Source organism: Halalkalicoccus jeotgali B3, from assembly GCF_000196895.1.
Taxonomy (GTDB): Archaea; Halobacteriota; Halobacteria; order Halobacteriales; family Halalkalicoccaceae; genus Halalkalicoccus; species Halalkalicoccus jeotgali.
In genome coordinates this window covers 618,435-631,603 of record NC_014297.1, presented here as the reverse complement: position 1 = coordinate 631,603, position 13,169 = coordinate 618,435, and the positions used below count along the sequence as shown (strand labels likewise).

General features: G+C 64.6%; 12 protein-coding genes. 6 read left to right on the top strand and 6 right to left on the bottom strand.

Annotation, left to right across the window (positions count from 1 at the left end):
• Positions 1-53 precede the first annotated feature (53 nt).
• Positions 54-1,280 (bottom strand): MFS transporter, encoded by a 1,227-nt coding sequence (locus HACJB3_RS03025; protein WP_008418089.1) that lies wholly within the window; start codon positions 1,278-1,280, stop codon positions 54-56.
• Between the two features lie 162 nt (positions 1,281-1,442).
• On the opposite strand from HACJB3_RS03025, the gene HACJB3_RS03020 reads away from it, so the two are divergent.
• A complete protein-coding gene (locus HACJB3_RS03020; protein ID WP_008418090.1) occupies positions 1,443-1,919 on the top strand; it encodes an FKBP-type peptidyl-prolyl cis-trans isomerase in 477 nt (158 codons plus the stop codon).
• Between the two features lie 235 nt (positions 1,920-2,154).
• Here HACJB3_RS03020 and HACJB3_RS03015 read toward each other — a convergent pair whose 3' ends face one another.
• On the bottom strand, positions 2,155-4,863 hold the full coding sequence (locus tag HACJB3_RS03015; RefSeq protein ID WP_008418092.1) for a PEP/pyruvate-binding domain-containing protein: 2,709 nt from the start codon (positions 4,861-4,863) through the stop codon (positions 2,155-2,157).
• 55 nt (positions 4,864-4,918) lie between these two features.
• Positions 4,919-5,518, bottom strand: coding sequence for a TetR/AcrR family transcriptional regulator (locus HACJB3_RS03010; RefSeq protein ID WP_008418094.1), 600 nt, complete (start codon positions 5,516-5,518; stop codon positions 4,919-4,921).
• 166 nt (positions 5,519-5,684) lie between these two features.
• Between HACJB3_RS03010 and HACJB3_RS03005 the strand changes: the two genes are divergently transcribed.
• Both HACJB3_RS03005 and HACJB3_RS03000 read left to right on the top strand, forming a co-directional pair.
• Positions 5,685-5,912, top strand: coding sequence for a hypothetical protein (locus HACJB3_RS03005; RefSeq protein WP_008418098.1), 228 nt, complete (start codon positions 5,685-5,687; stop codon positions 5,910-5,912).
• A complete protein-coding gene (locus HACJB3_RS03000) occupies positions 5,912-7,408 on the top strand; it encodes an MATE family efflux transporter (RefSeq protein WP_008418100.1) in 1,497 nt (498 codons plus the stop codon). Before HACJB3_RS03005 ends, HACJB3_RS03000 begins: the two co-directional genes overlap by 1 nt.
• Positions 7,409-7,488: 80 nt before the next feature.
• Here the strand turns inward: HACJB3_RS03000 and HACJB3_RS02995 are convergent, their stop codons facing one another.
• On the bottom strand, positions 7,489-7,893 hold the full coding sequence (locus HACJB3_RS02995) for a DUF7344 domain-containing protein (protein ID WP_008418101.1): 405 nt from the start codon (positions 7,891-7,893) through the stop codon (positions 7,489-7,491).
• Positions 7,894-8,131: 238 nt separating this feature from the next.
• Here HACJB3_RS02995 and HACJB3_RS02990 point away from each other — a divergent pair, with 238 nt between their 5' ends.
• Entirely contained in the window at positions 8,132-8,749 is a 618-nt protein-coding gene (locus HACJB3_RS02990) for a class I SAM-dependent methyltransferase (protein WP_008418102.1), read from the top strand.
• Between the two features lie 82 nt (positions 8,750-8,831).
• A complete protein-coding gene (locus HACJB3_RS02985; RefSeq protein ID WP_008418103.1) occupies positions 8,832-9,767 on the top strand; it encodes an NAD-dependent epimerase/dehydratase family protein in 936 nt (311 codons plus the stop codon).
• A gap of 38 nt (positions 9,768-9,805) precedes the next feature.
• Here HACJB3_RS02985 and HACJB3_RS02980 read toward each other — a convergent pair whose 3' ends face one another.
• Positions 9,806-10,054 carry a hypothetical protein gene (locus tag HACJB3_RS02980; RefSeq protein ID WP_008418105.1) on the bottom strand — a complete coding sequence of 83 codons (249 nt, stop codon included), beginning with the start codon at positions 10,052-10,054 and terminating at the stop codon, positions 9,806-9,808.
• 420 nt (positions 10,055-10,474) lie between these two features.
• On the opposite strand from HACJB3_RS02980, the gene HACJB3_RS02975 reads away from it, so the two are divergent.
• Entirely contained in the window at positions 10,475-11,602 is a 1,128-nt protein-coding gene (locus HACJB3_RS02975; RefSeq protein WP_008418107.1) for an acetamidase/formamidase family protein, read from the top strand.
• A 72-nt stretch (positions 11,603-11,674) separates the two neighbouring features.
• On the opposite strand, the gene HACJB3_RS02970 is transcribed toward HACJB3_RS02975, so the two are convergent.
• Positions 11,675-13,168: a tripartite tricarboxylate transporter permease gene (locus HACJB3_RS02970; protein ID WP_008418108.1), complete on the bottom strand. Its 1,494-nt coding sequence runs from the start codon at positions 13,166-13,168 to the stop codon at positions 11,675-11,677.
• Position 13,169: the final 1 nt, after the last annotated feature.

Sequence of the window (13,169 nt, the reverse complement as noted above, 5' to 3'; positions counted from 1 at the left end):
AACGGACGAACGGCACGTCGGTCAACGAACGCCGTCTCGAGGAGGCTCGTTCCTCACTCGCGGGGAAGGCGAAGCGTGAGGAGGGTGATCGCCCCGACGAGGGCCGCCAGCACGAAATAGGCCTCGTTGAAGTACCCGCGGTCGGCCACGGCGCCAAAGAGCACCGGCCCCGTTGCCCCCAGCATCGCGGCGCTCGATCGGATCAGCCCCAGACCGGTTCCCTGGATCTCCGCGGGGATCGTATCCGAGAGATACGACTGCGTGATCGCCCCCGATCCGAGCATTGTACTGATGAGTACGGTGACGGCGACGAGCGAGACCAGTCGCTCGACGAGAGGAAGGATTGCGAACCCCACGACGGCGCCCGCGAGCACGATCGGCAGCGATCGGCGGATCCCGATCCGGTCGTAGGCCGTTCCGGCCAGTGGCTTGGCGACGACGCCGATGGCGAAAAACAGGCCGAACAGCACGCTCGCCGCCGTCGATGAGAGTCCCTTCTGGTCGGTCAGGTAGATCGGATAGAACGCCGAGAACGTCTGAAGCGTGCCGATATACAAAAACAGGATAATCCCCATGGTAAGGAGGGTAGGATGGCGCAACGTCGCGAGGGCCTCACCGATCCCGTTGGGGCCGTCGTCAACGGATTCATCTCCCGGGGTAGTGGTCCCTGCAGGAAGCGTCACCCACAGCGCGAGGACGACCGCCAGCAAGGGGGGAACGATGAACCCCAGACCGGCCTGCCACGCGACCGCGGCCGCGATCGCGGCCGCCACCGGCGGGAGGACCGTCTGTCCGATATCGCCCATCGCCATCGTCACGCCGAGGGCCCGTCCGATTCGGTCGGGGTACATATCCGAGAGGACGGTGATCCGGGCGACCGGATAGAGGGACAGTCCAAGCCCGACGAATCCGGTGGCGACGAACAACGCGAACGCGGAGGGTGCGAAGACGACCAGGACGAGACTGACCGCGACGATCGCGACGCCCGCAGTCAGAACCGCTCGCTCGCCGCGGCGGTCGGCGAGGACGCCGCTTGGCACCTGTCCGATCGCATACCCGAGCCAGATGAGCGTCACCAGCAGGCCGGCGGTGGTGAGCGTGAGATCGAACTCGGCACTGAGATACGGAAGTAACACCGGATAGATCATCCGCGTGCCGTTCAACAGCCCCCATCCGCAGGCGATCACGATCAGCAGTTTGCCCGTTCCACCCGCCCAGAGCCCGCTCGCTTCCCGCCGGACCGACGCTATGCGATCTCCGGACATCAGTACGACCTCCATACCGCTACGACCCGAATACGCCTTCCGTTCTGCCACGAGGGCAACGGTCCGTAGCGACCGGCGGTACTCGGGGTCGGGATGGGCGGGTGATGCAGGTGACAACGATCCGAACGAGTGCGGACGAGATACGGGGTTTTTCCCCCTAGAGACGATAGCGCTCCCATGGGAATCGAACCTGGCGATCAGGCAACGATCGAGTACACCGGACGACTGGCCGACGAGGAGGGGACCGTCTTCGATACGTCCCGCGAGCAGGTCGCGGCGGACTCGGGACTAGCAGAGACCCAGCCCGGCCGCGAATACGACCCGCTGTCGGTCGAACTCGGTGCCGGACAGCTCATCGAAGGATTCGAGGAGGGACTCATGGGACTGGAGGAGGGCGACACCGAGACCATCACCGTCCCCCCCGAGAAGGGCTACGGCGAGCGACGCGACGGGCAGGTCATCGAACACGACCGCGACGAGTTCGAGCGCCAACTCGACGGGCAGGCCGCCGAGGAAGGGATGCAGATCCAGACGGAAAACGGACAGATCGGTGAGGTCATCGACGTCGGCGAGGACGTCGTGCGGATCGACTTCAACCACGAATTGGCCGGCGAGACCCTCGAGTTCGACGTCGAAGTCGTTTCGATCGACTGATCGCGGACTGCGGCAGTGGGTGTACCGCCCGTCGCCTCGACCTGAGCACGGGGAGTCCGTTTACGAGGACTCGGCGGCCGGGCGAGGATGAGACCCACAGTCGTCCCGTCGACGAGCGATCCGAGCGTGCAGGACCTCCCGGCGGCACGGTCGTGTGTCGTACTCCTTTTGGGGCCGGTGTAGGCGGGGCGGATGTACCGACTGGAACCAGCAGCTACGGAGTTCGCGGGCCGGGTCACTCGAGGATCTCGACGGTCCCGTCGGTCCCGTCGACGCGAACCCGCTGTCCGGTCTCGATACGGCGGGTCGCGTCCGGCACCGAGACCACCGCCGGCAGCCCGTACTCGCGGGCGACGAGCGCGCCGTGGCTCATCCGGCCCCCGACCTCTACGACCATCCCGGCCGCGTTCAAGAACAGCGGCGTCCAGCCGGGATCCGACGACGGCGCGACGAGGATTTCCCCCCGTTCGATCGTCTCGCGGGTCGGGTCACGAACGACGCGTGCCACGCCCTCGACGACGCCGCCGGAGACGCCAGTCCCGACGAGTACCCCCGCCGGCAGGTCCTCCCGACCGACCGCCGGAGTCGGCGCTTCGCCCTCGCTTGTCAGCACCGGCGGCGCGGTCATTGCCGCGTGTCGGTCGAACTCGTCGCGTCTCGCGGCGATATCGACGGTGATCGCCTCGCCCGCAAGCGCCGCGAACAGTTCGTCCTTTCGCAGGAACCAGACGTCGTCAACGTCGTCCAGCCGTGCGTCGGCGACGAGGTGCTCGCCGGCCTCACACAGCACCTCGCGCCACGCGGCGAACAGGTATGCTGACCCCTGCTTGGGGTACTCCCGCGTCTGGATGTACCCGCGATACGTGCGGATCAGCCGCCGGACTGCTCGCCGCCGGATCGGGCCGAGCGGGCCGCGATCCGCCCGCCGTTCGAGCCGCGCGGCCGCCGCGAGCGCCTCGCGTTCCATCCGCGCGACGTGCTCGCGGTGCGTGCCTTTCCCGGCGTGTTCGAGGTTCGCGCGAACGGTCGCCAGCAGCCACGACGGGTCCTCGCGCCACCGGGGCCTGCTGAGGTCGAGTTCGCCGGTCGCGCGGTGGCCGAACTCCTCGAGATAGGCCTCGAACGCCTCACGGAAGACGTCCCCACCCGCCACCGACCCGATTTCCTCGAGCGAGACGCCCTCGCGGAGCGCGGCTGCGACCTCGGGGTGGTCGCGCGCCACGTCCGCCAGATCGCCGAGTCCGAAGTTGATCCGGGTCACCAGTTCGTCCGGGAACCCCCGCCCGACGGCGTTGACGTCCGCCGGCGCGTCCGCGAATCGCCATCGGAGCCACCCGTCGACCGCGAGGGCCGCAAACAACGGGCCGGTTCGGGGGAACGTTGTGACTGCGTCGACGGTCTCGAAGAGGCCGAACGGTGCTTTCACCCGCTCTACGAGCGTCTCGCGCCCGGTGATCTGTGCGGCGGCTTCCCTCCCCCACTCGATCCAGAGCGCCTCCTCGTCCGTCGGCGGGTTCGGCGTCCCGACGAACGCACCGACGAACCCGCCCATCATCCCCCGGACGAATGGGAGCCCCCGGACGACGGCCCACGCCGTGTTGGTGAGGGGGGACAGAACTCCGAGGACGTCCCGCGCCGAGCGCTCGGTTCGAAACTCGTCGCCGCGACGTGCGAGGAGGTCCTCGATGGCGGCGCCCATCGGCTCGCTCACCTCCGAGAGAAGCTCCGGGACGTCGTCTCGGAGCGCGTCGATCCGCAGGACCGGCGTGATGTCGACGTACACCCGGCCGCCGGCCTCGGCGCCCAGCGGGGCCTCCGTGGCGAGTCCGAACGCCGCGAGAGCGGACTCGGTGTAGGACATCCAGACGTCCCTGACGAGCGGGGGCATCGCCTCCGGGAACGCCTGCGCGTGGCCGACGCTGTAGTAGACGTGGAGGCGGTCGTCGTCGGGTTCGGGCGAGGGAACGGGAAACAGGGTGGTGATCGGCCGGGACTGGACCACCCAGAAGCGCCCGTCAGCGAGACACCACTCGACGTCCTGTGGGGCGCCAAAGAGCGCCTCGATCCGCGCGCCGAGAGCGACCAGCGTGCGCACCTGCTCGTCGCTCAGCGCGCGCGCCGTCCGGCCGCCGGGCAGTTCGACCGTCTCGGTGCCGCCCTCAGGGAGCGATCTGACCGCCAGTTGTTGGTTTCCGACCTCGTATTCGCGGATCCGGGCCGTTCGGGTCGTGACGCGGACCGAGTCGGGGGTCGCCTCGCCCGAGACGAACGCGTCGGCGATCCCGACGCCGGCCTCGATAGCGGTGATCCGGCGGTTGCCCGTGGTCGGATCGGCGGTAAAGAGGACTCCCGAGACCGTGGGGTCGACCATCCGCTGGACCACGACGGCGAGCGCGACGTCCTCGTGATCGATGCCGTTTCGCGCCCGGTAGACGATCGCGCGGTCGGTGAACAGACTCGCCATGCAGGCCCGAACGCGATCGACGACCGCCGCCGCCCGGACGTTGAGGAACGTCTCTTGCTGGCCCGCAAAGGAGGCCGCCGGGAGGTCCTCGGCCGTCGCGCTCGACCGGACGGCAAAGCCCGCCTTGGGGTCGCCTCCGAGCCCCGCGAGGCCGGCTTCGATGGCGTCCTCGACTTCCTCGGGAACCGCGAGGCCTTCGATTCGCTCCCGAAGGGTCGCGCCCGCGGTCGCGATCGCCTCCCCATCGGCGGGGTCGATCTCCGAGAGGCGACGGACGGCGCGTCGAACCGACGCGTCGCTCGCCAGATGGTGGTACGCGGGCGTCGTCACACAAAAGCCGTCGGGAACCGCCACTCCGGCGGCGACGAGGCGGGCCAAGTTCGCGCCCTTCCCCCCGACGAGGGTGGGGTCGGTCGTCGCCGCGTCGTCGAGGGAGACGACGTACGGACCGTTCGTTTCGAGGTGCTGCTGTTCGTCCATTCGATCTCCCGATACTAGTGGTCCGGAGGGAGGATCAATCAGTGGGTGAGAGCGATCAGGGTTCGTCCTCGAGCAACACGGCCGTGACGTACTCGTCGGCGGTCTGTCTCGCCGTAGCAAGCGCGTCCCCCTCGAGGACGACCTCCCGGGTGCGTGCGCCGTCGACGATCGTCATGAGCGCGCGGGCGACGTGGTCGGGATCGACCTCCGCGAAGGCGCCCGCCTCGATTCCCTGGGCGATCACCGTCTCGAGGAGGTAGCGGACGTACTCGTCGTTCTGCTGGAAGCGCTCGCTGAAGGTCTCCTTGTAGGGGGCCTGACTTCGCATCTCCAGCATCGCGATCAACAGATCACGGTGGTCCTCGAGTTCGACGAGCAGTTGATCCAACAGCAGTTCCAGTCGTTGTTCGGGGTCGGTAGTCTCGACCTCGTGGACGCTGTCCTTGAACCGCCCGAGGACGTAGTCCAGAAACGCCGCCAGCAGGTTGTCCTTCGTATCGTAGTGGTAGTGGATCGCGGCCGTCGATTTGCCGTACTCGTCGGCGATCCGTTTGACCGTGAGGTCCGCGTAGCCGTGCTCGCGCAGCGCCCGATAGGTCGCCCGCATGATCTCCTCGTCGGGATCCGAGTCGGATCGATCCGGTGAGTCGGCCATTAGAGAACGAATGGACTGCAACCCGGTTAACGGTTTTGACTCGTTCGTTAGATAGCGGCACCCGACTATCGAGGTCTTATTCGGGCTATAGCCGCAATATCGCGCGTGTATGCGTCACAGTACCCCGATCAGAATGCTTTTGACTGACTAGTTAGTAAGCACAGCAATGACCGAGACGAGCGACGAACGACTGGCGGATATCGCGGCCGTGTTCTACCGGGATCTCGACGCGAGCGGGCAGCGGAATCGTCCGAGAAGGAACGGGGCGGGCAGGCGAGGTCTGCGCCCGACGCCGTCGAGAGGGGACAGCTACGAGAGCGGACGCGAGGAGGCGAGCGGGCGGGATCACGAACGACATACCGACCGATCAGGCTCTCTCGGGGTGGAGTGGTGATGGGCGTTCGGCGAGCCATCAATGCCCTGTTCAAGAGTTCCGACGAGTTCGATCTGACCTCGGGCGGGATCGGCAAGCCGCTGTTTTACCTCTCGTTGCCGATCGTCGTGATGAACCTGTTTCAGACCGCCTACAACCTCGCGGACACGTTCTGGCTCGGCCAGCACAGCACGAGCGCACTGGCCGCGATCAGCTTCGCGTTCCCGATGGTGTTTCTGATGATCTCGCTTGCGCTCGGGCTCTCGGTGGCCGGGAGCGTCCTCGTGGCCCAGTACACCGGTGCCGGGCGAGAGCGGGAGGCGGCGTACGCCGCCTCCCAGACGGTCGCCTACGCAGCCATCGCCTCGGTCGTGCTGGGGGTGGTCGGCTCCGTCTTCGTCGACGAGGCGTTGGTGCTGCTTGGTGTGAGCCCCGACATCGCGCCGCTGGTCGTCGAGTACATGCGGGTGTACGCCGTCGGCCTGCTGTTCGTCTTCGGCTTTGCCGTCTTCATGTCGCTGATGCGGGGCTACGGGGATACGATCACGCCGATGTACGTGATGGCCGGCTCGGTCCTCATCAACATCGTGCTCGACCCGCTGTTGATCTTCGGCTTCGAGAACAACCCGCTGTTCGCGTGGCTGGGTCTTGGCGGGCTCGAAGCGTGGCTGTTCGGACTGAGTGGGTTCGCCGGCTCGGGCATCGAGGGGGCGGCCGTCGCGACGGTGTTCTCGCGGGCGCTTGCCTTCGCCGTCGGCCTCGCGATCATGCTGCGGGGCGATCGCGGGGTCCGGATCAGACTGCGCCAGATGGCGCCCGACCTCTCGTTCGCTCGAAAGGTGATCGATATCGGCGTGCCTGCCTCGATCGAGGGGACCGCCCGCGCGCTGTCGATCAACCTGCTGTTGTTCGTCATCGCGGCGTTTCCCGAGTCGGTCGTCGCTGCCTACGGGATCGGCACGCGGATCTTCTCGGTCATCTTCCTGCCGGCGCTTGCGGTCTCCCAGGGGATCGAGACGATGACCGGCCAGAACATCGGCGCCGGCAGGCAGGATCGGGCCGCCGAGACGAACCACTTTGGGGCCCGCTCGATGCTCGCGATCCTGACAGTCCTCGGACTGCTCATCATGATCGCCGCACGGCCAGTGGCCGCGATCTTCACTAACGACCCGGCGGTGATCGAACACAGCGCGACGTTCCTGCGCGTCGCGGCGCTGTCGTTCGGCTTCATCGGCGTGATGCGCGCTTACACCGGGGGGTTCCGGGGCGCGGGCGATACGCTGGTCGCCGCGGCCATCTCGATCCTGACGCTTGGGGTCGTTCGCCTGCCGGTCGCGTGGATCGCCGCGGGGACGTTCGGGGCGCTCGGCCTCTGGATATCGTTTCCGATCTCGAACGCCATCGGCGGACTGGTCGCCTACTGCTGGTTCAAGCGCGGGACGTGGCGCGAGAGCGACCTCACCGGTTCGGGGATCGGTATCGGAGACACCAGTGGGGAGGCGGTGAGCAACGACTGAGACGATGGTCGGCCAGTCCCCACTCGCGGCGTCCGGAGGAGATGAACACGGATTGGGTTCGGGTTCGGCGATCAGTTTTCCTACCGGACGCCCGATAGTGCGACGTCGCCGAGGTCGGGTTCTTCGATCGGGAGCCAATCGAGACGCGGCGGTTGATGATGGGAGACGACACCAGCGGTGAGCGCGCGGCGGGCACACTCCCCGTACGAGTCGTAACGGTCGGAGAGACACGCCAGCCCGGAGTCGGCGTCGTACTCGATGGCACTACAGTCGGCCAGCGTGGAGAGGTCCCGTTCCCGGAGCGCCTCCGCGACGGTTTCCGAGTCGGCACCGACCCGCGGGGCGACGTGATCCCCGAGTTCGCCGACGGAAGCGGGATACGTACAGGCGCCGAGGTATCGTAGAACGTACCAGCGACGGCGGTTGGCTCGTTTGGGAACGTGTCCCGAAACGATCCGCCCGCATCCGGTATTGGATTGAGACATGTTATACCACACTACACCACCCCTCTATATAGTACTTTGGTCTATAATACTCAGTATTCCATTTGATTATCCTAGTTATCTCGTATCTTTCGAACGATCATCTATATTATAGGCTCGAATTCGAACATTCGGATCCGTATCAGAGCAGGGATCGACGACGGGTGTCTTCCGTCGGGCGAATCGCAGGACCGGTCGCCGTTTCGCACAGTATATACTGCCCACGCACGTGTAGCGAGGTATGCGCCCGGACGACGTCCGTCAGGACTGGGCCGAACGCTCCGGGAAGTTCTCGCCGGCGTACTACGCCCGGATCGGCCCCAACGAAGTCAGCGAGACGCTCGTCGACGTGCTCACCCACTACGTCGACGATTCGGCCGCGATCCTCGAGGTCGGGTGTGGCTCGGGCCGCCATCTGGCCCACCTGCACGAGCACGGCTTCGGGAACCTCACCGGAATCGATATCAACGACGAGGCGTTCTCGGTGATGGCCGAGCACTACCCGCGACTCTCGGAGGGAGGAACCTTCCATACCGGTGCCATCGAGGAGCTCGTCCCGGAGTTCGACGACGACGCGTTCGACGTCGTCTACTCGGTCGAGACCCTCCAGCACGTCCATCCCGATGACGAGTGGGTTTTCGAGGAGTTCGCCCGCATCACGAGCGATCTGCTCGTGACGGCCGAAAACGAGGGCAACGGTCCGACACGCGGTCGCGAGGAGACGCCCGTCAGCTACGTCGACGACGAGTTCCCGCTCTATCACCGCGACTGGAAGCGGGTCTTCTCGACGGCGGGGCTCGCCCAGCTGATCCGCGAGCCGACGTCGCGGGACACTATCCGGGTGTTTCGAGCGCCGTAGCGCCGTTCAGTACGGGACGAGAGGCATTCCAGGACCTCCCATCGACCGAAACATCAATACGACGAATGTGAGATAGGCGGGTATGGACGTGACCGAGAGTCGTCTCCTCGTAACGGGTGGTGCCGGGTTCATCGGTACCCACCTGACCGAGCGACTCCTCGACGCCGGAAACGACGTCGTCGTCGTCGACAACTTCGCCAACAGCGACCCCTCAACTGTTCCCGACGGGGCGGAACTGATCGAGGGCGACCTCACCGACAGCGACGTCGCAAGCGAGGCGATCGATAGCGATATCGACGGCGTGTTCCACCTCGCCGCACGCAAATCGGTCAACGATGAGAACCCACGCGGGCAGTTCGAGGACAACTCCGCGATGACGTACAACGTCCTCGAGGCGATGGACGCCGCCGACGTCTCCGAGATCGCTTTCACCTCCTCCTCGACGGTCTACGGGGAGGCCCCGCGTCCCACACCCGAGGACTATGCCCCCCTTGAACCGATCAGCGTCTACGCGGCGAGCAAGATCGCCGACGAGAGCCTGCTCTCGACGTACGCCCACACCCACGGAATGCGAGTGTGGACCTTTCGGTTCGCGAACATCGTCGGCCCGCACCTCCGAGGGGCGGTGATCCCCGACTTCGTTGAGAAACTTCGGGCGAACCCCGAGACGCTGACGATCCTCGGTAACGGCCGCCAGGAGAAGTCCTACATGTACATCGAGGACTGTCTGGACGCGATGGAACACGTCATCGAGCACACCGAGCGCCCGGTCAACACGTTCAACCTCGGTACGCGGACGACGACCTCGGTCAATCGGATCGCCGACATCGTCAGCGACGAACTCGGGCTGGATCCCGACTACGAGTACACGGGTGGTGAGCGCGGCTGGACCGGCGACGTGCCTAAGATGCGCCTCTCGATCGAGAAACTCACGGGACTGGGATGGGACGTCTCCCTCGAGAGCGACCGGGCGGTGCGAAAAACGGCCCGTGAACTCGCCGACGAAATGGACGAGTAAGAGAGAACGGACCACGAACCGGCCGGCCGCGGGATCGCTCAGCGAGTCGCGAAGTAGTAGAGCGGGACGAGACCCGGGAGGACGAACGGGTACACGAGGGGACCGACGATAGTCGACTCGGTTCTGGCTATGCCGACGATACCCGCTATCGTGACGACGAGATACGCGATACACGTCGCGTAGACCCCACCAGTCAGTCCGAGAGACCAGAATATCACTGCGAGAGCGATCGTCCCGATCTGTCCCAACGCCCCGAAACGGGTGATCGCGATCGGATCGGGCCTCATCTATGCAAGTATTGGTCGATGGACCGTAATAGCTGGGCCGGATTTACTTACTCTATCAAGGACGTCCTACTGCCCGCATCGACGGTTATCGAAGGCGCTCGTAGCGTGTACAGCTCGGAGAACGAGAATGCTTGATACGATCGGTCAAAGATTGCGAGTCGAAGCGCCGGCGTTCCCGCCTCATACTCAGAAACCGCTGGCTGTTCAGTTGTGCAACAGGAAAAGAAACTGCGTACAGGGGATTGGAGTAAATTCGTGTTGAAAGTGTGGATTTAAACCGAGACTATGGCAGTCATTCGTTCGAAGGTGCCTCAATAGTACGAATATTTCCCCACCATATTCGCAATTGTTGTCTCTATGCGGAAGTTTATTTACAAATCGTTTGAGGCCTATATGTCTACAATGGATCGGAGATTGCTGATGAAGTCAATCGGATCGGTAGGAATTGCGAGCCTTGGCACGGGAGTTGCGTTCTCACACGAGGGAGAACACGACGAATCGGCGGATTCAAGCGAAAGTGGATCGGCAGACGAATCGTACCGCGTCGAATCGACGCCGGAGAACGTGGTCTGGGGAGCGATTGACCCGACGAAAGAACCAGTTGAGACGGTTCCATCCGGATCGACGGTCGAGATCGAGACCATTTCGCACGAGGGCATTCTAGAGGACCAGCCCGGTCCTGAGGAGTTCTTTACGAACAACGGTATTCCGGAGTCGGAGATCTTGAAGGACCAGGTCAGGGTTCACGACGAAGTGCCACACGACGGTGCCGGCCCGCACGTGGTTACCGGGCCGGTCTATATCGAGGACGCCGAACCGGGCGACGTACTGGAGGTCGAAGTGCTCGACCTCGAGTTCCGTGTGCCCTACGGCGCCAACACGTTCCGGCAGGGGAAGGGTGGATTGCCGTCGGAGTTTACGTGGAACGATAGCAAGGTAATCGAGTTCGATCTGGAACGGGGGGTCGCACTGCTCTCGGAGGGCATCGAGATACCCCTGGAGCCGTTCCTTGGTATCATGGCTGTCGGCCCGACGCTGACGACCGGCCGGGTAAACTCCGTACCTCCGGGACCGTTTGGCGGTAATATCGACATTCAGGGAACGGGTGTCGGGACGACACTCTATTTCCCGGTCTTCCGCCCCGGTGCCCTGTTCTTCACTGGCGATGGCCATGCACTCCAAGGAAACGGCGAGGTAGATCTCACGGCGCTCGAAACGTCGCTTACGGGGACGCTGAAGTTCACCGTCCACAAGGACGCCGCCCAGATGGACTGGCCCGTCGCGGAGACCGACGACGACGTCTACATCATGGGAATCAACGAGGACCTCGACGACGCGATGGAGCAGGCGATTGAGGAGGCGATCTCCGTGCTGGTCCACCAGAAAGGAATGTCCCCCACGGAGGCCTATCGCTACTGTAGCCTCGCCGTTGATTTCAACGTCTCACAGGTCGTCGACATCAACAAAGGGATCCACGGCAAGATCCCTAAATCCACCTTTGAGGAGGGCTTCGACGTCGACCCACAGGCCCTTGGGGAGGATTTCTAACGACGCCTCCTCGGAAGCATCTCGTAGCAGAAAGAACGCCCACGAGCCGGAGAAAACGGGATAACTCGTCGTTCAGCTCTGATATTGCCGTATTCCCTGGCGAACGAACGGCAGGAACAACGAGACCACGCTGAACAGAAGGATCGTCATCGCGATCGGACTGGTGTAGATGATGTCCAGCGAGCCGCCGGAAACCTGCAGCGACCGCCTGAGGTTCGACTCGGCGATCGGTCCGAGGATGAGTCCCAGCACCATCGGTGCCAGCGGGTAATCGTCCATGCGCATGAAGTAGCCGAGTACGCCAGCACCGAGCATCACCCACGCATCGAGCAGATTGCCCCGCAGGGCGATCGACCCGATGATACAGAGGATGAAGATCACGGGCCAGAGATACATCGACGGGAAGTCGATCAGCCGAGCCCAGTAGCGCGCGCCGAGCAGTCCGAGTACGAGGATAACGACGTACACGAGGAAGAACCCGATGAAGATCGCATAGACCAAGCCGGGTTCGCTCTCGAAGAGGCCGGGACCCGGTCGAATACCGTGGACCAGTAACGCCCCGATGAGGATCGCCGTGACCGAGTCGCCGGGAATCCCCAGGGTGAGCGTTGGAATAAGCGCCCCGCCCGTACTCGCGTTGTTGCCCGATTCTGCGGCGGCGACGCCGAGGACGTTGCCCTCGCCGAACTCTGGGACCGCATTACTACACCAGCGTTTGGCCTCGTTGTACGTAACGAACGACGCGATGTCCCCGCCTGCGCCGGGAATAGCGCCGATAAACGCGCCGACCACACCCGACCCGAAGGTGACGTTGCCGATGTTCTTGAGGTCCCCGCGGGTCGGCCGGACCGCAGAGAGGTCCTGTTCGGCGTGGCCGGTGTCGATCCCGGCACGATACCGGGTGAGCCCTTCGGCGATACCGAACAGCCCGATCATCACGGCGATGAACTCGATACCGGCGGTGAGCACGTCGATTCCGAACGAGAACCGGGGAAAGCCGAGGTTCGGGTCGAGTCCGACGGTGGCGAGGAACATACCCAACAGCCCCGAGATCAGCCCCTTGATGATGGAGTCGCCACTGATGCTGGCGATGATCGTCAATCCGAAGACGGCGATCGCGAAGTTCTCGGGCGACCGGAACGCGAGTGCGACGTTCGCGATCTGCGGTGCGAGTATCGCGAGAACGGCGACGCTGATGACGCCACCGACGAACGAGGCGACGGTCGCGATTCCGATCGCTCGACCGGCTTTTCCCTGCTGAGCCAGCGGGAAGCCGTCGAAGACCGTCGCGGCGGCACTCGGCGTCCCCGGCGTTCGGATGAGGATCGCCGGGATCGAGCCCGCATAGAGAGCGCCACCGTAGATCCCCAAGAGCAGCATCATCCCCTCGACGGGCTCCATCCCGAAGGTAAACGAGACAAGCACGGCGACAGTCATGGTCGCCGTCATCCCGGGCAGCGAGCCCATCGTAAGCCCGATCACCACGCCGATGACGATCAATACGAGCGCGAGTGGTTCGAAAACGAGCGCGGCACCCTGAGCGAAGAAGTCGAGGAGGGGCGGCACG